23 protein-coding genes and 1 tRNA gene are annotated in these 24,909 nt (G+C 57.1%); 19 read left to right on the top strand and 5 right to left on the bottom strand.

All coding sequences use genetic code 11. The annotated features are described in order from the left end of the window. Positions 1-14: 14 nt before the first annotated feature. Positions 15-1,448, top strand: coding sequence for an MmgE/PrpD family protein (locus ERE07_RS01215; protein ID WP_167670695.1), 1,434 nt, complete (start codon positions 15-17; stop codon positions 1,446-1,448). Here the strand turns inward: ERE07_RS01215 and ERE07_RS01210 are convergent. After that, positions 1,438-2,355, bottom strand: a complete 918-nt coding sequence (locus ERE07_RS01210; protein WP_130007054.1) for a LysR family transcriptional regulator — start codon at positions 2,353-2,355, stop codon at positions 1,438-1,440. The two genes, ERE07_RS01215 and ERE07_RS01210, sit on opposite strands and share 11 nt — an antisense overlap. A gap of 165 nt (positions 2,356-2,520) precedes the next feature. Between ERE07_RS01210 and ERE07_RS01205 the strand changes: the two genes are divergently transcribed. From ERE07_RS01205 to ERE07_RS01150, 12 genes are all read left to right on the top strand, one after another. Continuing rightward, a complete protein-coding gene (locus tag ERE07_RS01205) occupies positions 2,521-3,537 on the top strand; it encodes a Bug family tripartite tricarboxylate transporter substrate binding protein (RefSeq protein WP_167670694.1) in 1,017 nt (338 codons plus the stop codon). A gap of 2 nt (positions 3,538-3,539) precedes the next feature. Continuing rightward, entirely contained in the window at positions 3,540-4,919 is a 1,380-nt protein-coding gene (locus ERE07_RS01200; RefSeq protein ID WP_130007052.1) for an MmgE/PrpD family protein, read from the top strand. Between the two features lie 20 nt (positions 4,920-4,939). Continuing rightward, entirely contained in the window at positions 4,940-5,737 is a 798-nt protein-coding gene (locus tag ERE07_RS01195) for an N-acyl homoserine lactonase family protein (protein ID WP_130007662.1), read from the top strand. 45 nt (positions 5,738-5,782) lie between these two features. Then, positions 5,783-7,183, top strand: coding sequence for an MmgE/PrpD family protein (locus ERE07_RS01190; RefSeq protein ID WP_130007051.1), 1,401 nt, complete (start codon positions 5,783-5,785; stop codon positions 7,181-7,183). A gap of 30 nt (positions 7,184-7,213) precedes the next feature. Then, positions 7,214-8,566: an MmgE/PrpD family protein gene (locus ERE07_RS01185; RefSeq protein WP_167670693.1), complete on the top strand. Its 1,353-nt coding sequence runs from the start codon at positions 7,214-7,216 to the stop codon at positions 8,564-8,566. A 7-nt stretch (positions 8,567-8,573) separates the two neighbouring features. Next, entirely contained in the window at positions 8,574-9,389 is an 816-nt protein-coding gene (locus tag ERE07_RS01180) for an N-acyl homoserine lactonase family protein (RefSeq protein ID WP_209021058.1), read from the top strand. A gap of 49 nt (positions 9,390-9,438) precedes the next feature. Next, on the top strand, positions 9,439-10,395 hold the full coding sequence (locus tag ERE07_RS01175; protein ID WP_130007049.1) for a Bug family tripartite tricarboxylate transporter substrate binding protein: 957 nt from the start codon (positions 9,439-9,441) through the stop codon (positions 10,393-10,395). Between the two features lie 33 nt (positions 10,396-10,428). Then, positions 10,429-11,325 (top strand): NAD(P)-dependent oxidoreductase, encoded by an 897-nt coding sequence (locus ERE07_RS01170; protein ID WP_130007048.1) that lies wholly within the window; start codon positions 10,429-10,431, stop codon positions 11,323-11,325. A 24-nt stretch (positions 11,326-11,349) separates the two neighbouring features. Next, a complete protein-coding gene (locus ERE07_RS01165) occupies positions 11,350-12,117 on the top strand; it encodes an SDR family NAD(P)-dependent oxidoreductase (protein ID WP_167670692.1) in 768 nt (255 codons plus the stop codon). A 16-nt stretch (positions 12,118-12,133) separates the two neighbouring features. Then, positions 12,134-13,039, top strand: a complete 906-nt coding sequence (locus ERE07_RS01160; protein ID WP_130007046.1) for an NAD(P)-dependent oxidoreductase — start codon at positions 12,134-12,136, stop codon at positions 13,037-13,039. Positions 13,040-13,145: 106 nt separating this feature from the next. Beyond that, positions 13,146-14,147: a Bug family tripartite tricarboxylate transporter substrate binding protein gene (locus ERE07_RS01155; RefSeq protein ID WP_130007045.1), complete on the top strand. Its 1,002-nt coding sequence runs from the start codon at positions 13,146-13,148 to the stop codon at positions 14,145-14,147. 40 nt (positions 14,148-14,187) lie between these two features. After that, the gene (locus ERE07_RS01150; protein ID WP_130007044.1) at positions 14,188-15,063 is read left to right on the top strand and encodes an isocitrate lyase/PEP mutase family protein; all 876 of its coding nucleotides are present in this window, start codon (positions 14,188-14,190) and stop codon (positions 15,061-15,063) included. A gap of 514 nt (positions 15,064-15,577) precedes the next feature. Here the strand turns inward: ERE07_RS01150 and ERE07_RS01145 are convergent. Next, positions 15,578-15,654 (bottom strand) — tRNA-Arg (locus ERE07_RS01145). Between the two features lie 51 nt (positions 15,655-15,705). After that, a complete protein-coding gene (locus ERE07_RS01140) occupies positions 15,706-16,401 on the bottom strand; it encodes a DNA-3-methyladenine glycosylase (protein ID WP_209021057.1) in 696 nt (231 codons plus the stop codon). A 101-nt stretch (positions 16,402-16,502) separates the two neighbouring features. On the opposite strand from ERE07_RS01140, the gene ERE07_RS01135 reads away from it, so the two are divergent. Further along, positions 16,503-16,793, top strand: coding sequence for a hypothetical protein (locus tag ERE07_RS01135; protein ID WP_130007043.1), 291 nt, complete (start codon positions 16,503-16,505; stop codon positions 16,791-16,793). Between the two features lie 330 nt (positions 16,794-17,123). Then, a complete protein-coding gene (locus tag ERE07_RS01130) occupies positions 17,124-17,333 on the top strand; it encodes a cold-shock protein (protein WP_130007042.1) in 210 nt (69 codons plus the stop codon). Positions 17,334-17,467: 134 nt separating this feature from the next. Here ERE07_RS01130 and ERE07_RS01125 read toward each other — a convergent pair whose 3' ends face one another. After that, a complete protein-coding gene (locus ERE07_RS01125) occupies positions 17,468-18,493 on the bottom strand; it encodes an adenosine deaminase (RefSeq protein WP_130007041.1) in 1,026 nt (341 codons plus the stop codon). After that, positions 18,490-19,176 carry a GntR family transcriptional regulator gene (locus ERE07_RS01120; RefSeq protein ID WP_130007040.1) on the bottom strand — a complete coding sequence of 229 codons (687 nt, stop codon included), beginning with the start codon at positions 19,174-19,176 and terminating at the stop codon, positions 18,490-18,492. Before ERE07_RS01120 ends, ERE07_RS01125 begins: the two co-directional genes overlap by 4 nt. 110 nt (positions 19,177-19,286) lie before the next feature. Here ERE07_RS01120 and ERE07_RS01115 point away from each other — a divergent pair, with 110 nt between their 5' ends. From ERE07_RS01115 to ERE07_RS01100, 4 genes are all read left to right on the top strand, one after another. Continuing rightward, positions 19,287-20,543, top strand: coding sequence for an ABC transporter substrate-binding protein (locus ERE07_RS01115; protein ID WP_130007039.1), 1,257 nt, complete (start codon positions 19,287-19,289; stop codon positions 20,541-20,543). Between the two features lie 81 nt (positions 20,544-20,624). Continuing rightward, the gene (locus ERE07_RS01110; RefSeq protein WP_130007038.1) at positions 20,625-21,506 is read left to right on the top strand and encodes a branched-chain amino acid ABC transporter permease; all 882 of its coding nucleotides are present in this window, start codon (positions 20,625-20,627) and stop codon (positions 21,504-21,506) included. A 5-nt stretch (positions 21,507-21,511) separates the two neighbouring features. After that, positions 21,512-24,028 (top strand): branched-chain amino acid ABC transporter ATP-binding protein/permease, encoded by a 2,517-nt coding sequence (locus tag ERE07_RS01105; RefSeq protein WP_130007037.1) that lies wholly within the window; start codon positions 21,512-21,514, stop codon positions 24,026-24,028. 12 nt (positions 24,029-24,040) lie between these two features. After that, the gene (locus tag ERE07_RS01100; protein WP_130007036.1) at positions 24,041-24,823 is read left to right on the top strand and encodes an SDR family oxidoreductase; all 783 of its coding nucleotides are present in this window, start codon (positions 24,041-24,043) and stop codon (positions 24,821-24,823) included. Positions 24,824-24,909: the final 86 nt, after the last annotated feature.

Genomic DNA, 24,909 nt, shown 5'->3' with positions numbered 1-24,909 from the left:
AAGGAGCTGCAACGGTGGACGATCTGGAAGCATGGAAGAAGCTCGCGCGCGAACATCGCGGCGTGACTCAGGAACTGGCTGCTTTCATCGCTGGGATCAAACCTGGTGATATTTCGGGAAAGACCCGTACGATTCTGGATGATGCCCTGGTCGATGCGCTGGGCTGTGGCCTATATGGGCTGACGACACCTTGGGGCCGTATTATGGCCGAATTCGTATGTGAACAGCAGGGCCGGCCCGAGGCAGCCCTTTGGGGAAATGACGTTCGCGTCAGTGCTGTGAATACAGTGCTGGCCGGTGGCACGGCCATCCATAGCTTTGATTTTGACGATCACAGCCGCGCGAAAATTCATCCGGGCGCCCTGGTCGTGCCTGTGGTTCTGGCTCTAGCCGAGCGCGAGCGTATTGACGGCGAACTGATGCTGGCGGCCATGGCGGCCGGCTACGAGACCATGAACCGTGTCAGTCAGGCGTTCAATCCGAGCCGGGCGCGCATGCGTGGCTGGCACCTGACAGGCACGGCAGGCACGTTCGCTGCAGCGGCTGCAGCCTGCGCCATGTTGAAGCTCGATGCTGAAACGACAGCCAGCGCATTGGGCCTGGCTGGCACACAATCCGCCGGCACTTGGGCCTTCACGGCAGACGGTGGCATGAGCAAGCGCATTCACCCAGGCCGTTCGGCACAGGCTGGACTGATGGCCGCACTGCTGGCTCAACGTGGCTTTATCGGACCGCACTATATCCTGGAAGCGGAGGACGGCGGGCTGATGTTTGGCATGTCTGATACCCCTCGTCCGGGACTATTGGTCGAAAAATTGGGCGAGCGCTGGCATGCCGACGAAACCTGTTTCAAACCCTACGCATGCTGCGGCAGCAACCACGCCTGTGTCGATGCCGTGCTGGATCTGATGCGTGAGAATGATCTGAGGCCCTCCGACGTCGAGCGTGTGATTGCTGGTGTCGCCAGCGTGGTCAATACACAGACGGGATTTGAATATTGCGCGGACTCAGTGTTGAATGCCCAGATGAGCCTGCGATACAACATTGCCGTCGCAATGTTCGATGGACAGGCGTATCTGGAACAGTTTACGCCGCAGCGCATTGTCGAGCCCCAGGTTGTGGCATTGTCTCGACGTATTGAAATTGAGATTGATCCGGAGATTGACCGTGCTTATCCTGAAATTTACGGGGGCAAGGTCACATTGCACACAAGGCATGGGAAGACGCTGAGCAAGAAAGTCGATTATTCGCGAGGGATGCCGGAGAACCCGATGTCCGCCAGCGAGATCGACAGCAAGTTTATGTCTCTCGCGTCCGCCGCCGTGGGAGGCGAATCGGCTGGCAGCATACTAAATGCTGCGCGTGGCCTGTTTCGCTCCGGTTCGGCAGAACCTTTGGCCAATCTGCTTGCGCAAGCAAAAGTGTGTGACGCAGTCGCTACGGTATGATTTTGTCCCAGTCGGGGTTGCCGGAAATCTCTTGTACGAGAAAGTTGACGAACGCCCGTACCTTCGGTGAAAGATTTCGGCTAGGCAGATACACTGCATATACAGGCGGGCCTTCTCCAACATAATCGGTCAGGATGGGGCGCAGGCGCCCATTGCGTATAGCATCGGCCGCAGTGAAGTTGCTGATCATGGCAATTCCCAACCCGGACGAGGCCGCCTCCAGTAATGATTCCGCGTTATTGACATTGAGCTGGCCAGATACCGTCTTGGGGCAGGGAACACCGTTCTTGCTGAAAGGCCATTCACGGTAGCGGCCAGTGTGCATCAACACATAAGCCATGCAATGGTGACCATCCAGCTCTTCAGGCGTGAGCGGTTCGCCGTGCGTGGCCAAGTAATGTGGTGATGCGCAGGCCATGAAACGCAGATTGCACAGCTTGCGGGCGATTAGCCTGGCGTCAGCGGGTTCCCCGATCTGCACGGCGGCATCTATGCCCTCATAGGCTAAATCTACGGTGCGGTCGCTCAATTCGGCATCCAGTACGAGGTTTGGATGCTGCTTCAAAAAACGCGGCAGCATCGGCATGATGACTCGCCGCCCGAAGCCCACGGGCAGGTGCACATGGAGCCGGCCGTGCAGGCTGGAGGTCGCCGTACCAAGCAGATTCTCGGCATCCTCTATCTGCGAGAGGATTTGCAAGCAATGTTCGAAGAAGCTGGCGCCGTCGTTTGTCAGGCCCACCGATCGTGTTGTCCGGTGCAGCAGTCGTACGCCCAGCTCCTGCTCAAGGCGTGTTATGGCCTTGCTGACAGCTGACGAGGTGAGCCCCAGACGCTTGGCCGCCTGAGTAAAGCTACGCGTTTCTGCCACGCGAACAAATACGCGCAGCGAATTGAGATTCTCCACACCTCATCTCCCGTCTTGCTGTGAGTTTTTAGTGAAATTAATTCAGCAGTATTTTGAATTCTTGCTCATTGATCCACTTTTATAGCGTAATTAGACTATCAGTATCAATCAATGCCTGCAAGAAGAGGCGCTGTGATTTGTGTTGCGAATCTGGAGACAAAAGCTGTGCGTATATCCCAAATCAAGATATCCAACCGGTTCTCGAGTAAGGCCCAAGCCCTGCTTGCCACTGCCTTGCTTTGCCTGGGCACCGGGGCAGTGGCGGCCGCCGAGTCTGCAGCGTCATTTCCCGACCACCCGGTAAAGCTGATTGTGCCATTTCCGCCTGGCGGCGGTACCGACATTCTGTCCCGCCCGCTGGCGCAGCGACTGGGCGAGTACTGGGGTCAGCCAGTAGTGGTCGAGAACCGCAGCGGTGCGGGCGGCAACATAGGCGCGGCGGCGACGGCGCGGTCCGCGCCAGATGGCTACACACTGCTCTTCACGCCCGTCATTACGCTGGCGGCCAACCAGGCTCTGTACAAGTCCGCCGGTTACGACACGGTGCGTGATTTCACTGCGATCACCATGCTGGTCAGCACGCCAAACATTCTCGCGGTACCTGCATCCTTTCCCGTGAAAACAGTCGCGGAACTCGTAGACTATGCGCGGGCCAACCCCGGTAAATTGAACTTCGCTTCGTCTGGAAACGGCGCGCCGCCGCATCTGGCAATGGAGATCTTGCAGCGGATGGCCGATGTCAAGATGACGCATGTTCCTTACAAGGGCGCTGGCCCCGCAGTCACAGATCTGATCGCAGGTAGAGTACAGGCAATGATGGTAAACGCCCCAGTAGCACTGCCACATATGAAGTCGGGCCAATTGCGCGGCCTGGCCACAACCAGCGCAAAACGTCCTTCCTCGGTGGCTGATCTGCCCACGCTCGAAGAAAGTGGATTCAAGGGTTACGAGGCAGATACATGGTATGGCTTGTTCACGCCGGCGGGCACCTCCGAGGCCATCGTAGACAAGATTAATGCCGATGTGGTCAGAGCCTTGAATTCGCCGGATATCAAGAAGCTCTATGCGGATCAGGGTGCCGAAGTCGTCGGTGACAGCCCTGAGTCGGCATCCGCCAGGGTAAGCGCTGATGTGATCAAGTGGCGCGATGTCATCAACGACTTGAACCTGAGAATGGATTGACGATGAGCGCGATCCAGACGCCGCTCATCGAAACCGGTGAGCCATCTCTGGCAGTCGTCCTGGGCCGCTTTGCAGTGGGTGTACGGGCGGAGTGTTTGCCAATGGAGGTAAAGCAGGCTGCGTCTTTGCGGATGCTGGATACACTGGCGGCCGCCGCTAGCGGCGTGCTGCAATCCACAGAGCGAGGCTTGCTGGCCTTGCTCCCAGGCGACGGCCCGGTCTCCATATGGGGGGCTGGCGTTCGCCGCAGCCTGCGCGATGCAGCCATCATCAACAGCGCAGTATCTCATTCCACATATTTCGAGGATGGTTGCCGCTATACCGGCGGCCATCCGTCGTCGGCATTGATCCCGGCGGCGTTTGCCCTGGCTTACGTACGCAAGGCGCGCGGAGCAGATCTGGTCAGGGCCATTGCTGTGGGCTACGAGGTATTCCTGCGCCTGGGTCGCGCCATCTATCCATCCACAGTGCAGCGCGGCTTTCAAAGTACGGCGATCCTGGCCGCGCCTGCCACGGCTGCCGCGGCAGCGGTACTTCTGCACCTCACCGCAGAGCAGGCCGCGCATGCTATTGCTATCGCATGCAGCCATGGCGCGGGGCTGAAGGAGGCGCTGAAAAATGCGGGAAGCCAGCCCTTGCAGGTAGGCCGCAGCAGCGAAGGGGGGCTGTTGTCAGCCCTTTACGCTGCCCAGGGCGCGGTGGGTTCGCTGGGGATTATTGAGCGCGGCTTCTTCAAGGCATTTTCTGAACATGCCCAGGCAGATGTTGTTGCTGGCGAACTAGGGCAACAGTGGAGTATCGCAAAAACCTACCTGAAGATGCACGGTGGTTGCCGCGGCAATCACGCACCGGTTGACGCCGCGGCAACCTTAATGCGCAAGCATGGTGTACTTCCGGCTGACATCGAGTGTATGGATGTGCAGGTAGACACAGTGACGTTGGCTGCTGCGGTGGCGGAGCCAGTCAATGCGGATCAGGCGAAGTTCTCCATCGCATTTTCCATAGCCGTCAAGTTGCTGATGGGCGATGCAATGCCAGAACGTTACACCGACGCAGTGTTGGCCGATCCCAGAGTGCGTGCATTGATGTCTCGCATTCAGGTGGGTGCGAACCCTGGCCTGGATGAAGGATATCCCGATCGGCGGGGTGCCGTAATCCGCGTGCGCGCAACCGATGGGCGGGAAATGGAGCATTACATTGAGCGAGCCTTGGGTGAGCCTGAGCAACCATTCAGGCAGGCCGATATAGAGCACAAATTCGACCTGACCGCAGGCCGTCTGTACGGCACAAACGCCGCTGAGATCAAGGATCAGGCGATGTCCCTGGCGTCGCTGCCCGATGTAATCGAACTGAATGAACTACTGCGAGCCAGTTACCCCTGATAAAGAGACAGATGAACGCTATGACATTGCCTGACTATGAGGTCTACGCCATTCGCTACGCCATGCGAGACGCCAGGCGCGCCAACCACTTCATAGGTGGTGACCCGCATGATGCGCCCATGCCCATGGATTACTACGTGTGGCTCGTGCGTGGGAAGGACAAGGACATTGTGGTTGACACCGGGTTTGGCGCCGAAGTGGCCAGAAAGCGCGGCCGCACGCTTCTGCGTCATCCATCGGAGGGGCTCAAGCTGCTTGGTGTGGATGTGACCACGGTCGAGGATGTCATCATTACCCATCTGCATTACGACCACGTTGGCACATTCGACAGCTTTGGGCTCGCACGCTTCCATTTGCAGGATGACGAAATGTCCTATGCCACGGGCCGCCACATGTGTCATCGCCAGTTCAATCATGGCTATGAAGTCGAAGAGGTGATAGGCATGGTGCGGCTGATCTACAAGGATCGGGTGAAATTCCACAAGGGCTGCGCCGAGCTGGCCCCGGGCTTGAGCATTCATCGCATCGGAGGCCATACGCATGGCCTGCAGTGCGTACGCGTCCATACAAAGCGTGGCTGGGTCGTGCTGGCGTCGGACAGCAGCCATTACTACGAGCATTTCGAAAAAAAGCGTGCCTTCACCACTGTATTTCATGTGGGCGAGTTGATAGATGGATACAGCAAGCTCCAGATGCTGGCCGACAGCCCGAAGCACATCATACCGGGACATGATCCGCTGGTGATGCAACGGTATCCGGCGGCGTCGGCCCAGCTCGACGGGATTGCAGTTCGTCTGGATGAAGATCCCAACTATTAATCACTGTGCCCCTTCGGCACATTTCAAGTTTGCAGAGACACTCCCATGACCAGCTCACAATCACCGCTTCTGGAAAACGCCACCCGGGACCTAGCGTGCTTCGCAGCTGAGCTTCGCTATGAAGATATTCCCGCGGAGGTTGTAGAGCGTATGAAGACAAGCCTGCTGGACAGCATTGGCTGCTGCCTGTACGGAGCCACCTTGCCGTGGACACAGCGCTTGCAGGACATGGTCGAGGCCGAGCAGGCCGCGCCTATGGCGGGTTTGTGGGGCAGCGGTAAGAAGACCTCCATTGCCAACGCAGTGCTGGTCAATAGCACAGCCGGGCATGCGTTCGAGCTGGATGATATTCACAAGGAATCCATTGTGCATGCCGGCTCGATCGCCGTTCCGGTGGCGCTGGCCTACGCTGAGCACGATGCCAACTGGACTGGCCAGGATCTGATTGCTTCGCTGGTGGCAGGCTACGAGGTCGGGACGCGTGTAGGTAATGCCGCCACAATGAGTCTATTCTACCGGGGCTTTCACCCGCAGGGGACCTCCGGCACCTTCGTAGCGGTGGCGTCGGCCGGCAAGGCCCTGGGTCTTGATGCGGACCGTATGCAACACGCCTTGGGCATTGCCGGATCGCAGGCTGGTGGCCTGATGGCGGCGCAGGAAGGCGCCATGGTCAAGCGCTTTCACGCCGGCCGCGCGGCGCAAAGCGGCGTGTACTCTGCAGAGCTTGCCAAGCGTGATTTCACAGGCATTCCCGATGTGCTGGAGGCGCGTTACGGCGGTTATCTTACCGCTTATTCAGACAAACCCAATGCTGCGCGCCTGACAGATGGCTTGAGTACAACTTGGGAAACAGCCAAGGTGGGCTACAAGCCGCACGCCAGCGTCACCAGCATACATTCCGCACTGGATGCGCTGAAGCACATTATGCGGGCCCAGGCGCTGAAAGCGGATGACATCGCTTTAATCAGGGTAGGTGTCAGCCATATGACCTATGTGCACTGCGCGTGGGAGTATAAGGCACAGGGCGTTACTGCCGCGCAGATGAATCTGTACTACGGCCTGGCGGTAATCGCGCACGATGGCGAGGCCTTCGTGGATCAGTACGACGAAAAGCGTTTGGCCGACCCTGCCTTGCTCGACCTGATAAAGCGCACGAAGGCATATGAAGATGCGGAGATCGAGGCCATGGGCCCTCCGTTTCGTCATGCCGCCACGGTAACGGTGAAGACTCGCGATGGTCGAGAATTCACGCATCGCATCCTGAACAGGCGCGGAAGCCCCGAAAATCCGATCTCGGCGGACGATGTGGAATACAAATTCCGCAATGTGGTCCGTTCTTGCCTGCCGCCCCAAAAGATAGAGCTCTTGGTCGAACTCTGCAAGCGTCTGGACACGCTTTCCAACCTGGAGGAACTGGTTTCCATCTTGAGCGCACCTCGCGCCTGAATCTTTTTTATGGCATTTCACCGAACTACCATGACAAAAACCATAGCTGAACAACTCGCTTCTCATTTTGTACGTTTCAATTACGATGAGGTCGCGCCAGCCACCCGCACTGCGGTCAAGCGTTTATTGCTGGATTACCTGGGCGTGGGTGTGGCTGGCAGCCAGACCGGTAGCGGCAAGATCGCGCGTGAATTCGCTGTTTCCGTGGGCGGCCACGAGCAGGCCACCCTGCTGGGCGACGGGCGGCGCGTGCCAGCCATGCAGGCAGCACTGGCCAATGCAATTTCTTCTCACAGCGTCGAGCTGGACGATATCGATGTGCTGGCGCTGTTTCACTTCAGTCCGCCCGTTTATTCCGCGGCGCTGGCGACCGCCGAGCAAAAGGGTAGGGATGGTCGCGCGCTGGTCGCAGCGTTGGCGGCGGGGTGCGAGATGATGGAGCGGCTGAGCAAGGCGGCCAACAATTCGCTGCGCAATCGCGCCTACCATACGACGCCCACGTGCGGCATATTCGGCGCCACTGTTGCATCAGGCATTCTGCTGAACAACAGTGAAGAGCAGATAGTTTCTTCGCTTGGCCTGGCAGGTGCCCAGTCCGGCGGACTGATGGAAATGTATGGGCCGTCCATGCAGAAGCGATTCAATCCGGGTCCAGCCTCGCGCAGTGGGGTAACCGCAGCGGCCATGGCCAACCTTGGTTTTACGGGCGCTGCGACGATTTTTGAAGGGGAGCGCGGCTGGTTGAAAGCCTTCACCGACAGTAATGACCCCGCGCAGTTGACGCTTGATCTGGACACGCCTTATCAACTGGACATCGAATTCAAACCATACTCTTGCGCGCGCCCCATCCACAATGCCATCGATTGTGCGCTTGAGATCCGCAAGGAACATGCACCTGATCTGAACCGGATCAAGTGCATGACTATGGCCCGTCACCCTGATTGGGCCTTGTATCACCAGAATGCAGAGCCGCAAACCTATCATGAGGCGCAGATGAGCCTGCCGTACTCCGTAGCGGTTGCCTTCACCGACGGTCAGGCGCTTTTCCCGCAGTACAACAACGCACGCTTGAAAGAGCCCATGCTGCTCAAGCTCTCGAAAATGCTCAAGATCAGCTTGGACGATACGCTGCCGCGCGGCGTGTCATGCAGGCTGACAATCGAGATGGACGATGGCGCCAAGTATGTATCACAGATTGATTACCCGAAGGGGTCAGTCCAGAATTCCATGTCCGACGCAGAGCTGCGGGCCAAGTTCGACAGCCTGACCATCCCGGTGATTGGCGCTTCTCGTTCGGCTGAGGCAGCTGAGATGATCTTGGGCATCGAGCAGTGCAAGGATATCAGCCAACTGATGCGTTTGCTGTCTCCAGAAAAGGCCTGAGATAGCGATGGCCCAGACCGTAGAACAAACGTCCATGTATGAAGTGTACGCGCTTAAATATGCGACACGCTCCGCGCAACGTTCCGCGAATTTTGTGGGCGGGGATCCGCACGACGGCCCTATGCCGCTGGATTACTACGTCTGGGTCATCCGCAACCGGGATCGCCTGATTCTGGTGGATACGGGGTTTTTCCAGGACATGGCAGACAAACGTCATCGCAGCTTATTGCGGACGCCTGTCCAGGCGCTGGAATTGATCGGCATCCAGGCGGCCGACGTGAACAACATAGTGATCACTCATATGCATAACGACCACGTTGGTACATTTGATGCTTGGCCCAATGCGCGTTTTCACCTGCAGGATGCGGAACTGGACTACGCGACCGGTCGGCATATGGCCTGCGCTATACATAGTCGGGCATACGAGCCCGACCATGTGGCAGGCCTCATTCGGCTGGCATATAAGAACCGGATTGTGTTTCACGATGGCGACGGTGAGATCGCTGATGGCATAAGTGTGCACCGCGTGGGCGGCCACACCGCGGGGATGCAGGTGGTGCGGGTACGTACGGCGCGCGGGTGGGTGGTACTGGCGTCCGACGCGAGTCATTTCTATGAGCACATTCAGACGCGGCGCAGTTTTTCGCTGGTGTTCCATATCGGAGATATGTTCCAAGGCTATGCACGTCTTGAGGCTCTGGCCCAAACGACAGATCACATCATCCCAGGCCATGATCCGCTGGTGATGGAGAAGTATCCACCCTTGCGACAGGATCTGGCTGGAATTGTAGCCAGGCTGGACATACCACCGATAACGAAGTAAGCGCCCGCGTCCGAGCGGGCATCATCCATAGAGTATGAGGAGAAGAGACATGAAGAAGATAATTCTGGCCTTCTGTTTGGCACTGGGAATGCCCTTGATCGCCCACGCTGATTTTCCGGATCGTGCTTTGAAAATCATAGTGCCTTTCCCCCCAGGCAGCGGCACTGATACTGTGGCGAGGGAACTGGCGGAGGAGATGTCCAAGGATCTGCGCCAGCCTATCGTCATCGACAACAAGCCTGGGGCACAGGGCATCATTGGTGTCAAGGCGGCGGTGAGTTCGGCCCCCGACGGCTATACCCTGGTCATGCTGGGTGTAACCACCGGAGCCAGCAACGTTACTTTATTCAAGAACCTCCCCTACGACCCCATCCGCGATCTGACGCCCATTGGCATGATTGCCGATTCGCCCATTGTACTTGTGTCCGCGCCCCAGTTCGGGCCGAACAATGTCAAAGAGTTGTTTGAACTTGGGCGCAAGGAGCCGGGCAAGCTCACCTATGGCTACGGTTCGGGCAGCGCGCAGATCGCGGCTGCAAAACTGGTGGATATGGGAGGAATCAAGCCGGTACCTGTTGCTTACAAGGGGTCGCCCCAGGCTCTGGTGGATGTCATGTCCAGGCAGGTTGATTTCATGTTTGTAGACCTGTCGCTGGCCATTCCCCAGATCCAGGGCGGGAAACTGAAGGCCCTGGGGGTCACGACACCGAAGCGTTTCTCATTGGTTCCTGATATCCCTTCTATCAATGAATCTGGCGCGCCCGGTTATGAGCTTGCCGTCTGGTTTGGCATGGGCGGTCCAGCCGGCATACCAAAACCGGTTGTGGATCGCATTTCGCAGTCGCTCAACGCAGCGCTTTCCAGTAAGAGCCTGCAAGAGAAATATGCGACACATGGATTGCAGGTCAAGACGTCCACACCCGTAGAGTTCGGGAAGTTCCTTGAGCGGGAGATCAAGACCTGGGGCGATGATATCCGCAAGGCTGGAATACCCCCCCAAGGCTGATGCGCCTGTTTAGTGATAAGGAAGAAATAAGACATGACACAGAAGCCGTCGGTGGCGGTGATAGGCCTGGGCCAGATGGGTTCAGCCATGGCGCTACGCCTGAATGAAAGTGAATTCGATGTCATCGGTTGGGACATTGATCCCGCTGTGCGTGAACAGCTTGCTTTTCAAGGCGTGCCAGTTGGCGCAAGTCTGGCCGATGCGCTCAAGGGCCGGCTCTGTATTCTCAGTAGCCTGCCGAATGGCCTCCTGGTCAAAGAGTGCTGGCTAGGCAGGGGAGGGCTGGTCGAGCTGGCGGATCAAGGGACGACACTCATTGATCTGAGCACAATAGAGCCGTCAGTGATGCGGAGGGCCGCAGCCCATGCATATGAACGGGGGTTGAAGGTTCTGGATTGCCCGGTCAGCGGGGGGCCGGTAGAGGCTCGTGCGGGAAAGCTGGTCTTGATCGTAGGTGGTGAAGCCGGTGTTATTGAGCAGACGCTTCCACTGTTGAATGCCTTGGGTTCGACGATTCGCCATACGGGCGATGTCGGAACGGCTAAAGTTGTCAAAATCATCAATAACACCATGGCAATGGGCAATCTGGCGGTCGCCTGCGAGGCTTTTGCCTTGGGTGAGGCCTGCGGCGTGGATACGGCGGTCTTGTTCGACGTTTTGTCTGAAAGCGGCGGCCGATCAATGACATTCACGAAACGGTTTCCGCCAGCACTCAAAGGCGATTTTGAGGCGCGTTTTAAATTGTCGTTAGCAGAGAAGGACCTGGGGCTGGGTCTGGCGATGGCGCAGGATATGGGTATACCCGCTCCGGCAGCCACGCTGGTCCGGGGAATATTCAGCCAAGCGCTGGCGGAAGGGTACGGAGGAAAGGACGCCGTCGCCTTACTTGCCATCTCGCGGGACAGAATCCGGAAGGCTCTGAGAAAGTGAGGAAAACATCAAGGGATGAGTGAAATGAGCAAGTATGCAGTCGTTACAGGTGCTGCTTCGGGCATAGGCGCGGATTGCCGTCGGGATCTGCTTGGGCGAGCTTATACCGTCTTCGGCCTGGACAGAGACATAGAGCAACTGAAGAGGGCAGAGCAAAGTACGAGGGATGTTCCGGGGAAATTTATTCCCATCGCTTGTGATGCCTCAAGCAGCGCCTCCGTAAAAGAGGCTTTTGAACAGATAAAAGCCGCTACGAACAGGCTGGATGCGCTTGTGTGCTCTGCAGGCGTATTCCGGACCGGCGCCTTGATGGATCTTTCAGAGGCTGATTACGACAGCTTGTTCGATATCAACACCAAAGGATGCTGGTTGACCGCCAGGGCGGCCTATCCCCTGCTCAAGGTAGCAGCCACGCAGGAGGCGCCGGCGCGTATGGTCTTTGTGGCTTCTGCGGCCGCGCTGCGGCCCAAGACCGGCGGGGGCGCCTATGCCGCATCCAAAGTCGCACTGACGTACATCACGCGGGTGCTGGCCGTCGAACTGGCGAATGAGTCGATTCTCGTGAACGCTGTGGCACCGGCAACAGTGGATACGCCACTGGTTCAGAAATTGGTGGCCGATGCCGCCACCAGTGGTTATCAAGTGTCTGGTGTGTCGCCATTGGGGCGGGTGGCTCAGCCAGCTGATGTCACGGCAGTGATCCGCTTCTTGCTGGGCGATGATTCCCGCTATATGACGGGAGCGATCCTTCCTGTGGACGGCGGTTCGGTTGCAGCCATGCTTTCCAAATGAACAGAAGCGGATTTGTGTGGGGAGGAGACTCATGAGTCAGAAGTTGGGGTTTATCGGCGTCGGCGTGATGGGCGAGCCCATATGCCGCCATTTAGCGGAAAAAAGCGGCGCGACGGTTATTGCCTGTGATCGAGATAGTGAGCCTTTGCGCAGGCTCGAGCAAGTAAGCGTGCAGTCGGCGAGCATGGCGGAGATCGCCAGCGACGCTCAAATCATTTTCATGTCTTTGCCTTCAGGAGAGGTCGTCGAGCGCGTCGTTTTCGGTGAGGACGGACTGTTGCGGAAGTTGCGGGCGGGACAGACGCTAGTCGATCTGAGCACATCCCCGCATGCAACCGCCATTCGCCTGGCAACGAGCCTCAATGACATCGGCGTGCAGTTCTCTGATGCGCCAGTCATGAGAACGCGCGCAGCCGCCCAGGCGGGGACCCTCGCAGTTCCCGTGGGTGCCGACGACCGGACATTTACCTTGATTGAGCCATTGATCAGGTGTTTCGCCACAGACGTCATGCATGCCGGCCCCGTCGGTTGTGGCCAGGTCGTGAAGATCCTGAACAATATGGTGGTTTACGAAACCGTGCTGGCCTTGGCTGAGGCGCGGGCAGTTGCCGTCCGCATCGGTATGGACCCCGAGAAGCTTTTCACTGCCTTTGCCACGGGTTCGGCAGACAGTTTTGCATTGCGTAATCAGGGGTTCAAGGCGATCTTGCCGCAGCAGTTTCCGGAAAAGGCTTTTCCGGTCACCTATGCACGTAAGGACCTGCTTTATGCGGTAGGTCTTGCGGAGCAGGTCGGCGTCGATGCGACGGGTGCAAAGAATTTGGTGGCCAGTTTCGACAAGGCCATTAACGCTGGCTACGGAGACATGTATGCGCCAGCGATCAGCCTTGTTTTCGAGAGCATGACAGGGAAAGGAAGCTGAAGTGTCGGTGTATTTGAAGATCAATCACAACATTAATGGAGGATGATCAAAGGCAGCTTGTGCAGGAAGATTTTTACAAGCTGACAGGAGATCAGACAAAAAAGCTATGAAAATCCACACCCCGAAGACCTCACGTCGCAATATGTTCAAGACACTGCTTGCCTGCACGCTGGCGGTCACTGCAATCCCCGCCATCGCGGCAGCGGATACCTATCCTTCCAGGCCCATTGCCATGGTGGTCGGTTTTCCGCCGGGCGGCTCAAATGACATCGTGGCGCGCATCATTGCGCCCGAACTTGAGAAAATCCTGGGTGTTCCGGTGGTGGTGGAGAACAAGCCGGGCGCCAATGCCACGATAGGTACCGAGTATGTTGCGCGATCCAAGCCGGATGGATACACCATCACCTTAGGTAGCGTGAGCCCCTTGCTACTCAGCTACTATGCATACCCAAACTTGCCGTATGATCCCTTCGTCGATCTGACCGGCATTACGACGGTTGCCTCCACTCCCGAACTATTGGCAATAAATCCTGACGTACCCGCAAAGAATCTTGCTGAATTGGTGGCGCTTTCGAAGAAGCAAGACGTAACGCTTGCTTCAGCGGGCGCTGGCGGTTTGCCGCATCTGGCGATCGAGCTTTTAAAGAAGGAATCGAAGGGCCGGATCGTTCACATTCCCTATAAAGGAGCCAGCCCAGGCATGACCGATGCAGTTGGCGGACACGTTAGTGGCATCATTGTCGATTTGCCAGCTTTGCAAAAGCTTGTGGTGAGCGGTCGGCTGCGCCCCATCGCTGTTACTGACACCAAGCGTTCTCCGGCCATGCCCGACGTGCCAACCACAGTCGAAAGCGGCTTGCCCTCGGTCATCGCGTTTAACTGGTTTGCCATAATGGGACCCAAAGGGATGCCCATGGACATACGAGAGAAGTTGCATCAGGCGCTACTCAAGGTAATGAACAGTCCTGAAACCCAGGATAAACTTGAAAAGCTAGGCATTGGCCCCTTTACGCAGGAATCCCCTGTTGCGTTCGATGCATTCATGAAGGCGGAAGGTGAGCGCTGGAGCAAGTTGATTGAAGATGCCGGCGTCAAGGCGGGTAATTGATTCCTTAGTCATCTGGCGGTATTCAATACAGGAGTTTTTGATGGGAAAATCGACAAAGCTAATTCTGCGTGAGAAGGTAGCGCGCCGTAATGGCTTGATCGTGGCCGGCGCTTTTAACGCGATGAGCGCCAGGGTTGTAGCGGACCAGGGGTTCGAGGCCGTTTACCTAACGGGTGCCGGGCTGACCAATATGCATTATGGTGCGCCCGATCTGGGCATCATCGGCCTGCGCGACGTTGCTGACGCTACAATGCGTATCCGTGAGGCGGTGGAAGATCTACCACTGATTGTCGATATTGACACCGGCTTCGGCAATGCGGTCAATGCTTGGCATACTGTGCGCGCACTTGAGCGCGCAGGCGCAGACGCCGTCCAGATTGAAGATCAGATGTTCCCGAAGAGATGTGGCCACTTCGCGGGCAAGGCAGTGGCGCCATTGCCGCAAATGCTGGACAAGATCCGCGCGGCCACTGATGCGCGGGAAGACCCCAATTTCCAGATCATCGCGCGCACAGATGCGCGGGCAGTGGAGGGTTTTGAAGGCGCGATCGAGCGGGCGCAGAAGTTTGCCGAAGCAGGTGCCGACATCCTTTTCGTCGAAGCAATGACTTCTGTTGAGGAGATTCGCCGGATCCCGGAATTGCTCAAGGAGCCTCTGTTGATCAACATCGTGGTAGGCGGCAAGACGCCCGCCATGACGGCGCAGGAGCTGGGCGATATGGGCTACAGCCTTGTGCTCTATGCCAACGCGGCGCTGCAGGGTGCCGTGCTGGGCATGCAGAAGGCCCTGTCCACGCTCAAACGGGAAGGCAAGCTGGATGAAGACCCCGCACTACTGGCGCCGTTTAACGAACGTCAGCGGCTGGTCAACAAACCGCTGTACGACGAGTTGGAGCAGCGCTACGCCGAACGCTGACCAGCAGGCGGCGAGCAGGAGGAAGGGTAATCCCCCATAAAACTGCAGATATAAAAAAGCAAAGACGGACATCCTCATTCCCGCAAGCGGGGGGATGTCCGTCTTTGATGCTGTGGGGCAACTGGGCAACAAGATGCCCGATGCAGGAAGGTAGCGAAGCCTAGGGGTGAGCCATTATTGCATCCTGATCACGTGACGTTGTTCTAATGCCGTCTGGATCCGTTTGCAGCTATAACGGCTATGGTGCTCAAGAAAAATAGCCCTGACTTAGTCAGCCAGAGCCTCGTTCTCCAGTGAACGGTTACTTCTGGGCCGCTGAAGGTAATCAGCGAACTCAGAGCGTGAAATGTTGAGCATCCGACTGCCTATCTTTGATAGTGAGTTTCCCGCGATACCGTCTGAGAAACTTACATCTCAAAAATGGAGAAGAGCCGTACATTTTTGAGTAGTGGACCTAAAGCCTTAAAAACCAGAAAGGGTCTACAGACGAAAATCTGTAGACCCTTGATAATACTGGCGCGGCTGGCAGGATTCGAACCCACGACCCCTTGGTTCGTAGCCAAGTACTCTATCCAACTGAGCTACAGCCGCTGCAAAAGAGGCGTAACTATAACACGTTTTTTTTGTCGTGTCTTGCCGCCTTTATCTTTTTGAGATGAACGGATTTCCCGCAATATAAAAACGCAGCAGTTTGTCCGCCCATTCACCGGCATAGTCTACACCAATCCTCGGGCGCGCCACGATATCGAAGGGCTGATCGGTGGCAGGGGATTGAGCAATGAACAGTGTCGAATCGCATAGATCGGCACCATAATGCTGCAGATTTATGCCCATGGCCTTGCACAGTCTGCCAGGCCCCCGGGTGGTAGAGCCGATGCCCGCGATGGGTTCCAGGGCGCGCAACAGTACTGCGGTGCCTATGCCCTCCGGCTCTGTGACGACATTCATGCAGTGATGCATGCCGTAGATCAGGTAAACATAGGTATGGCCCGGAGGGCCGAACATGGCGCGGGTACGTGGTGTGAGCCCTTTGGACGTATGAGCGGCGAGATCTGTTGGCCCCAGGTAGGCTTCGACTTCGACGATGCGTCCAATGCGGGTTTCTTCCGGTACGCGATGGACCAACAGCTTGCCCAGCAACGCGTGTGCGACCTCAATAGTATTGCGATCATAGAAGCTGCGGGGTAGGGGATGCAGGGAGGCAACATCAGGTGGCGCATGCGAGGACAAGTCCGTTGTGCTTCTGTGTTTTTGGGGCGCACGCCTGGGGTTCCGGGCTGAGCAGGATGAGGCTGTGACGGTTTTGGGGGGCACCGGTTCGACATCGATCTGTTTCATATCTATATGATCTCACGCGCGCGCGTTCTGGTGCTATGTTGGGCGGAGCTTGCTGCGCGATCGGCAGCGTAAGAGTGTGACGCGGGCCAAGAAGCGCAGTCGTGCGAGTGCTGTCGGGGCGCATTGAAGCCTTTGGCGACTGTTCTGCTGAGATTACCGATGGCGACCAATGTTTTGCCGGCCCGCTGGCAGTAAGTATGGAGGCATATCTGGAAGCGCTGTTCTGCGGCACCCTGTTTCGAAGACACTTTGCCACAGGTTTCAGTGATCAGCCCCAAACGCGGCAAAAACTCGAGCCCGTTGTACAGCTATGCGCCAATCTTGCGGGTGGCAAGGAATATCAGAATCTCTGGGCGCGGATACTGGGGCTAGGGCCCGCCCGGATTGCCTGAACACCCGGCCCGAGCCGTCCGTTGGACGGCTGACGCGACCTGCTGTCGCCGTTGCCCATCGTGCGCTCGCGCCGCTTGCTGTGCCTGCCCCGGCTTGGGGGGCTGATCCCTTCTCTGACGCCGAAATCGGACAATTTATGAACCCCTAACAGCGGTATTGACGTCCAATATTTTTCTCTATACCATATTCCGCTAGATTTTCAGGTTCGTTGATTAGTTCAATCCAGTACCGGGGGTTTTTGGCTCTTGTGTGCTTTTTTGCATCAATCTCTACCTTGACAGTCTGTTCCAGGCGGGCATGTCGTCCGTCTAATTTCAAGGATTGCAAAAATGCAGACAGAAACCGGTATCGTCAAATGGTTCAACAACGAAAAGGGCTACGGCTTTATCAAGCCGGATAACGGCGGCAAAGATTTGTTCGCCCACCACAGCGACATCATGGGCACGGGCTTCAAGTCGCTCGAAGAAAACCAGCGCGTTTCCTTCGTGTCGGCCGAAGGCCAAAAGGGTCCTCAAGCCAAGTCCATCCAGGCGCTTTAATTTGTTGCTGGGGAACCACTAATCGCTGCTAACGCGGCGGTGGTTGCACCCTTGTTATCAAAAGCCTGAGGCAATATGCCTGAAAGCCGAATCCTGCATTATGCGGATTCGGCTTTTTTTATATTCTGCAACACTCAGACGGTGATCTCGTCCAGTCGAGTCAGCCAGCGATGTTTGTCCGCATCCGGTAAAAATGAGGCCACGATGCTGTTTCGCGCCAACTGCATCAATTCTTCCCGTTCAAGCTCGAGCGCCTGGGCACAGGCAGCATAGTTCTGCGCAATATAGCCGCCAAAATAGGCCGGGTCGTCCGAATTTACCGTAACCAGCACGCCTTGGCGCAACATGCGCGCCAGATTGTGTTCATTCAACGTTGGCACGACACAAAGCTTCAGGTTGGACAGCGGGCAGACCGTAAGAGGCACCTGCTCGTCTATCAGGCGCTGCATAAGGGCCGGATCCTGCTCGCTGTTGACGCCATGGTCAATGCGTTCCGCCTTGAGCACGTCCAGCGCGTTGCGCACATAATCGGCGGGGCCTTCTTCACCGGCATGGGCGACCAGGCGCAGTCCGAGTTCGCATGCACGGGCATAAACACGGGCGAATTTTTCTGGCGGGTTTCCGCGCTCGGCAGAATCAAGCCCAATGCCTACCCACAAGTCTGCATAGTGCTCCCGCAGGGGCAACGCCTGCGTCAGCGTGTGCTGCGCGTCTTCTTCGGACAGATGCCGCAAAAAACTCAGCAACAAATAACTGGTAATGCCCAGTTCTTCCCTGGCCTCGCGCAAGGCTCGGGCAATTCCCGCAAAAACAGTGGCCATGCCCACCCCGCGCGCCGTGTGCGTTTGAGGATCAAACATGATCTCGGTATGGACGACCCCGTCTTCGTGCGCGCGTCGCATATACGCCATCGTCATATCGTAGAAATCGCTTTCGGTGAGCAGAACGCTGGCACCCGCATAGTACAGATCCAGAAAGGACTGCAGATCGTCAAAGCGGTAGGCGGCACGCAGCGCCTCCACGGAGCAATAGGGCAGCGCAATGCCATTGCGGCGCGCCAGCTCGAACATGAGCTCCGGCTCAAGCGTGCCTTCGATATGCAGATGCAGTTCGGCCTTGGGCAGGCTGCGAATGAAGGGCAAGTGATGGTCAGCTGTCATGGCTCTGAATAGTGTTTGGCAAGGATGTGGGCGTAGGCGCTTTCGATATCATTGCATAAGGCGCTCCGGGCGCTGGGGGCGTCTCCTGCTTCGAGTGCATCGAGCATGTTCGCATGGTGCCTGACGGCTGTTTTTTCTTTGATGCGCTCCGAACCTGCGCGCAGATCGTAGTTCAGGATGGGCCCTATTCTAAGCCACAGACTCTCAATAATCTTGTCCAGCATGGGCATGCCGGCCGCCGCGTACAAGGAAAAGTGCAATGCCTTGTTCAGTTGCACGACATCGGCCATATTGTTCTCCGGGGCGTCCATTTCCTGAGCAAGCCTGGCGTTGGTGGCGCGCAGGGTATCCAACAACGCCGCCGTCATCCGCCCCGTTGCCTGTTCCACCGCGTAACCCTCTATCTGCAGCCGAATCTGCGTGATTTCGTGAAACTGCGCCGCGGAGAGCATGGGTACGCGCACGGACCGGTTGGGGGCGACTTCCAGCGCCTGATCGGCGACAAGCTGATAGACAGCCTCGCGCACGGGCATCACGCTCACGCCAAGCGCCTCGGCAGTGGATCGCAGGGACAATTGCTCGCCAGGCATGAGCTGGCCCGTCAGCAATAACTCCTTGATCTGCGCCAGGATATTTGCGCCTAGCGTTTCGCGACGCGGCGTCGGATTCAATAAGCCATTCATGTTGGATATTTAAGGGTAATTACTATCTGTGATCTGTGATCTCAGTTGTTCTAGTATAGCGTTTCAGGAGCCGATTTCATGTGCAATGCAGTGTAAATCAGGAGACAAGGATGACTGAAAAGAAAAACGCCTCACTCATGCCGGGGCGGCGCCGGTTGTTGCAGAGTTCGGCGGCGGTGGCGGTGGGATTGGCGATGCCTGCTTTTGTGCGCGCGCAATCCGATGCGATACGTATTGGCCATTTGACACCCAGAACAGGCTTTCTGGGGCCCATGGGTGAATATGCCGTGCTGGGTGCAACGCTGGCGGTGGAGGAGGTGAACGCGGCGGGTGGCGCGCTTGGACGCAAGTTCGAACTGCTGTCCGAAGACAGCGTCAATCCACAAACGGCTTCGACGAAAGCCCAGCGTATGGTGGAACGCGACGGCGTGCACAGTCTGGTGGGCGAAATCAGTTCTGCTTCGGGGCTGGCCATTTCTCAGGTGGCGCAGCGTGCCCGAAAATTGTTCATGCAGACCGGTTGCAACTCGGATGAATTGCGGGGCGCCAACTGCAGCCGCTACATGTTTCATCTGGAGGCATGCAACACCATGTATGTGCGCACCATCGGGCAAGCACTGTTGCGCGATGGCATGGTAAAGGACAAGAAGTGGATGGCCTTTACAGCCGATTACGCGTTTGGCCACGATTTATTCAAGCGGACCAAGCATTTCATGGATGAGAATGGCGCGATCTTTGTGTCCAACGATATGTTGCCCACTGATGCGACTGAGTTCAGCGCGTCCTTGCTGAAAGTACGTCAGCAAGCGCCAGATCTGGTCATGAGCAATCTGGCGGGCAATCAGACCACCAATTTCACCAAGCAGTACAACGAGTTTGGCATCGATATTCCGTTTGCCGGCGCGGACATGAATATGACCAGTATTTGGGGCGCGGGCAAGAATGGTTTCAGCGGTACTTGGCCGATCATCTGGACACATCAGGTGCAGGCGGCTTCCGCTCAGGATTTTGTTGCCCGTTTTCAAAAGCGCTTTGGCAAGTTGCCGGAAAATCAGGCAGTCAATGATTATCTGGCGATCAAGATGTTGGCCCTGGCGATGAATGAAGCAAAAACGGACGATACCGACAAGTTGATTGCCTATTTCGAGGGCGGGAAGAAATTTGAGGTATTGCGCGGGCGCGAAGGCTATTTCAGGCCATGGGACCATCAGTTGCTGTACGAAATGTATACCGTGCAGCCCGTTCAGGACATGAAGAGCGCGGACCAGTTCGATTTCATGCAGACCAGTGATCCGGTCCCGGCTGCATCAGAAAGCCTGGAGGTTCTGGCTCCCACCCAGCAAGAAAACATGTGCACTTTTGCATGATCGCGTGAGCGCAGGCGCTGATATAAGGCGCCGCTTGGCGGGGCGCGATGCCGTCCTGCTCCTACGCCTGGAGATGTGGCTTTGGCGACAGAATTGATTTTTATTGTCCAGCAGGTTGTGAATGGGCTGCTGCTGGGATCCTATTATCTATTGATTGCGCTTGGCCTTTCCATTATTTTCAGCCTCGGCGGCATCGTCAATCTGGCCCATGGTGCCTTTTACGCCATTGGTGCCTATCTCATTGTTTTTCTCAGTGATCGCATCGGATACGGCTTCGCCTTCGTGGCGTCGCCGATACTGGTTGCGATCGTCGGAATGGTTATCGAGCGCCTATTCTTTCGGCGGTTTTACCGGGCTGACCCAACACTGAGCCTTTTGTTCACCTTTGCGCTATCCATGGTGATAGAGCAGGTGCTGCGCATGGTTTTCGGCTCGTCGCCTCTGCCTTTTTCGGTACCCGCTTTCGCGCACGGCATGGTGATTGTGGGGAACTTCTTTTATCCCGTTTACCGCATCGGCATGCTCGCGGTGGCGCTGCTTGCCGTGGCCGGTACCTGGGTGTTGCTGAACAAAACCGCCTTTGGCAAGATCGTCAAGGCGGGGATCAATGATCCGGACATGGTGCGGGCACTGGGTATTTCGCTCAATCCCGTGATGACTGCGGTATGCGGCTTGGGCATAGGGCTGGCGGGGCTGTCAGGTGTTTTGCTGGCGCCCATTACCGGCGTGCAACCCGCCATGGGGCAGGAAATCCTGACGGCGGCCTTCGTAGTGGTGGTTATTGGCGGTCTTGGCAGTTTCTGGGGGGTGGTGCTGGCGGCCGTGCTGGTGGGCGTGATACGGGGCTTGACCTCTTATTTTTATCCGCCTGCGTCAGAAGCATCGTTGTACCTGCTGATGCTGATTATCCTCATTGTACGTCCGCGTGGTTTGCTGGGCGAACGATTCGAGCGTCTGGAGTAGGCCCCATGTCCAAGCTAGAACTGAAAACATTGCTTCTGGTGGCGTTGGGGCTGCTTCTGTTGCCGTTGGCCATGAGCTGGGGTGGTCTTACCTATAGCACTGCGGTGGAGTGTATTGTGTTGGCGCTGGCGGGCCTGGCGCTCAATATTCTACTGGGGTATACCGGTTTGGTGTCTTTTGGCCATGGCGCCTGGTTCGGTATCGGTGCCTATGCCGTGGGTATTCTCCAACTGCGCTACTTTCCGGGCAGTGCGATTATTCCGTTGATACTGGCGGTAGCGCTCGTGGCGATTGTTGCGCTATTGGTGGGGCTGTTGATTCTACGGCGCCGTGGCGTGTATTTCTCCCTGCTGACGTTGGCGTTTGGCGCCTTGTGTTTTGCAGTGGCCTATCGCTGGACAGCCTTGACCGGTGGCGAAAATGGCTTGGGTGGCATAGAGCGGAATGCGGTACTGGGCATAAGCCTGGACGCTTCATTGGCGTTCTATATATTTGTGGCCATCATTGCCCTTGTCGTGGTGGCTTTTCTGCTGCGTCTAACGCTCTCGCCCTTTGGCGCCATTCTGACAGCCATCCGCGAAAACGAAGTTCGCACGCGCTTTATCGGGTTTGACGTGGATGCCTACAAATTGCTGGCCTTTGTGCTGTCGGCGGCGATTACCGGATTGGCGGGCGGGCTGTCAGTGTTGAGCCACCGCATAGCATCCGCTGAGACCATGTCGCTTGCGTTTTCCGGAGAACTGCTGGCGATCGCCTTGATTGGCGGTATGCGCAGTTTTTCGGGGCCGATATTCGGCGCCGTCTTTTATATTCTGTTTCGCGAATACCTTTCAATGTACACCTCGGACTGGTTGCTTTATTTCGGTCTGGTGTTCATTTTCTTCATCTTGGTGACGCCCTCGGGGCTGACTGGTCTGGCAACAAGGCTGCGGCACATGGTCGTGCCCGAAAAGACGCGTGGCGCGGCCATGGGGCAGCGCGTAACCGCCACCGATCCGAATTTCTTCCCTTCCTTTCTGGCGCACCAGGCACCCGCCACTTTGCGTTGCGTCAGTGTGAACAAGGCTTTCGGCGGTATCGTGGCAGTCAAGGATGTGGATCTCGAGGTCGCTGGGAAAGGCGTGCATGCCTTGATTGGACCGAACGGCGCTGGCAAGACCTCGCTGTTCAATCTGATCTCCGGTATGTTCCCCGCAGACGACGGAAACCTGATCCTGGATGCAACATCGTTGAACGGCTTGGGTGCGGACGATATCTGCGCACATGGCCTGGCGAGGTCTTTTCAGATCACAAACCTGTTCAAGGGACTGTCAGTTCGCCAGAACCTTTGTCTTTCTGTGCTCAGCCGCGACCCGGGACGGTTTTCCATCTGGAAGCGGCTGGAAGCGATGCAGGGCACGCAGGCGCAGACGGACGAACTGGTGAAATACCTGGGCGTTCAGGGTATGGAGGGGGCGCTGGCGGAAGATCTGTCCTACGGCGGTCAGCGCGTTGTCGATATGGGGCTTGCACTCGGGGCGGCGCCGCGCATTTTGCTGCTGGATGAGCCGCTTGCCGGGCTTGCCGCGGCGGAGCGGGATCGCATCGGTGCCTTGATTCGGCGTCTGGGCGATCGTATCGGCGTGCTCCTGGTTGAACACGATGTGGATCGCGTGTTTGCCATGGCCGACAAGATTACGGTCATGAATCAGGGCCGAGTATTGGTCGAAGGGGATGCTGCGTCAGTACGATCGGACGCACAGGTGCGTGAGATCTATATCGGGTCAGGCAGCGATGCGTTGGCTGCCAGTGTGACGCAGGGCACGCTGGGCAGCGAGCTCGCCTTGTCTGTCAGCGGGCTCGATGCCTTCTATGGCAAGAGCCATATTCTTTCGGATATTTCCTTCGATGCTCGCAAGGGAGAAGTCGTCGCGGTATTGGGGCGCAACGGAGCGGGTAAATCGACCTTGCTCAAAAGCCTGTTGGGCCTGGCTCGCCTGGGATCGGGACAGATATCCATTGCCGGCAAACGTATGGATGCGCCGGTGCCGGAGGTCATGGCGCGGCTGGGCATTGCCTTTGTTCCGCAAGGCCGACGCCTGTTTGCGGGCCTGACCGTCAAGGATAATCTGATGCTGGGCCGGCTCAAGCGTTCAGGGCAGGGAAGCAATGGCTGGACAGATGAAGAGATTTTCGCTGTCTTTCCACGCCTGAAAGAGCGATACGAGGTTGATGCCGCCTTGTTGTCGGGTGGTGAGCAGCAGATGGTGGCGATCGCGCGCGCATTGGCTGGACATGTCGAGGTACTGCTGCTGGATGAGCCTTTCGAGGGCCTTTCTCCCGCCATGACCGAAGAGGTTTTCAATGCGATTCTTGAGATCAAGAATCGCTTGACGATCTTGATCGTGGACCATAATCTCGACTTGGCATTGGCGCTGGCTGACACCGCGCTGGTACTCGATCGTGGCAAGGTGACGCACCATGGTGCAGCACATGATCTGTTGATCAATCTGGAATTCCGCAAACAAAAATTATGGATATGAAACGAGGCAACTATGTTTGAAGATGCAAGCATGCAGGACACCAAGGTATTGATCACGGCTGGCGCAAGCGGTCTGGGGCTTGAGATGGCCCGGGTTTTTGTGGCTGCGGGATCCGATGTTTTTATTTGCGATGTGGACGAACGGGCGCTGGAAGCCGCCCGTGGCGAGCTGCCGAAAATCCACACGATGCTGGCGGACGTGTCGAACGAAGACAGCGTGGCTGCCTTGTTTCAGCAGGTCGAAAAAGAGTTCGGCGGGCTTGACGTTTTGATCAATAATGCGGGCATTGCTGGCCCGACAGGGTTTGTCGAAACGCTCAGCCGCGCCGATTGGGACAGAACGCTGGCAGTCAATATCACGGGCCAGTTTCTGTGCGCGCGGCTTGCCGTGCCTTTGCTGCGCAAGTCACGCGGTGGCGTCATGATCAATCTTTCCTCTGCCGCTGGCCATTTGGGTTTTGCCGGACGCTCCGCCTACTCGGCATCAAAATGGGCGGTTGTAGGCTTTACCAAGACACTTGCGATAGAACTGGGGCGTGATGGCATCCGTGTTAATGCCATTTTGCCCGGCGCGGTTGAAGGGCCACGCATTCGGGCAGTCATCGCTGCCAAGGCGAAAACCTTGGGTAAGTCGGTTGAGGATGTCGCCACGTCATACGAACAGCAGGCTTCGCTGGGGCGCATGGTTTCGGCGCGTGATATCGCGAACATGGCATTGTTTGCCGCCAGCCCTGCCGCCGGCAGCGTGAGCGGGCAGGCGCTGGTGGTGGATGGCCATACCCAGCAGTTGGTATAGCGGTCAGGGTGCGCATTATCTTCCGTGTATTCCGTTGGTGCATGGCGTATTCATGCCGACGCCGTGCGGAGACAGCGCATGTGAAT

This window comes from Allopusillimonas ginsengisoli (assembly GCF_004153455.1).
Classification (GTDB): domain Bacteria; phylum Pseudomonadota; class Gammaproteobacteria; order Burkholderiales; family Burkholderiaceae_B; genus Allopusillimonas; species Allopusillimonas ginsengisoli.
The sequence above is the reverse complement of the archived record's forward strand: the minus strand, read 5'-3'. Positions and strand labels throughout refer to the sequence as shown.

Coding starts and splice junctions, on each gene's coding strand:
- ERE07_RS01195 (WP_130007662.1), top strand. CDS start 4,940: ATGACATTGCCTGACTATGAGGTCTACGCCATTCGCTACGCCATGCGA.
- ERE07_RS01100 (WP_130007036.1), top strand. CDS start 24,041: ATGTTTGAAGATGCAAGCATGCAGGACACCAAGGTATTGATCACGGCT.
- ERE07_RS01175 (WP_130007049.1), top strand. CDS start 9,439: ATGAAGAAGATAATTCTGGCCTTCTGTTTGGCACTGGGAATGCCCTTG.
- ERE07_RS01125 (WP_130007041.1), bottom strand. CDS start 18,493: ATGACAGCTGACCATCACTTGCCCTTCATTCGCAGCCTGCCCAAGGCC.
- ERE07_RS01165 (WP_167670692.1), top strand. CDS start 11,350: ATGAGCAAGTATGCAGTCGTTACAGGTGCTGCTTCGGGCATAGGCGCG.
- ERE07_RS01155 (WP_130007045.1), top strand. CDS start 13,146: ATGAAAATCCACACCCCGAAGACCTCACGTCGCAATATGTTCAAGACA.
- ERE07_RS01190 (WP_130007051.1), top strand. CDS start 5,783: ATGACCAGCTCACAATCACCGCTTCTGGAAAACGCCACCCGGGACCTA.
- ERE07_RS01140 (WP_209021057.1), bottom strand. CDS start 16,401: ATGAAACAGATCGATGTCGAACCGGTGCCCCCCAAAACCGTCACAGCC.
- ERE07_RS01150 (WP_130007044.1), top strand. CDS start 14,188: ATGGGAAAATCGACAAAGCTAATTCTGCGTGAGAAGGTAGCGCGCCGT.
- ERE07_RS01130 (WP_130007042.1), top strand. CDS start 17,124: ATGCAGACAGAAACCGGTATCGTCAAATGGTTCAACAACGAAAAGGGC.
- ERE07_RS01180 (WP_209021058.1), top strand. CDS start 8,574: ATGGCCCAGACCGTAGAACAAACGTCCATGTATGAAGTGTACGCGCTT.
- ERE07_RS01200 (WP_130007052.1), top strand. CDS start 3,540: ATGAGCGCGATCCAGACGCCGCTCATCGAAACCGGTGAGCCATCTCTG.
- ERE07_RS01170 (WP_130007048.1), top strand. CDS start 10,429: ATGACACAGAAGCCGTCGGTGGCGGTGATAGGCCTGGGCCAGATGGGT.
- ERE07_RS01115 (WP_130007039.1), top strand. CDS start 19,287: ATGACTGAAAAGAAAAACGCCTCACTCATGCCGGGGCGGCGCCGGTTG.
- ERE07_RS01105 (WP_130007037.1), top strand. CDS start 21,512: ATGTCCAAGCTAGAACTGAAAACATTGCTTCTGGTGGCGTTGGGGCTG.
- ERE07_RS01120 (WP_130007040.1), bottom strand. CDS start 19,176: ATGAATGGCTTATTGAATCCGACGCCGCGTCGCGAAACGCTAGGCGCA.
- ERE07_RS01185 (WP_167670693.1), top strand. CDS start 7,214: ATGACAAAAACCATAGCTGAACAACTCGCTTCTCATTTTGTACGTTTC.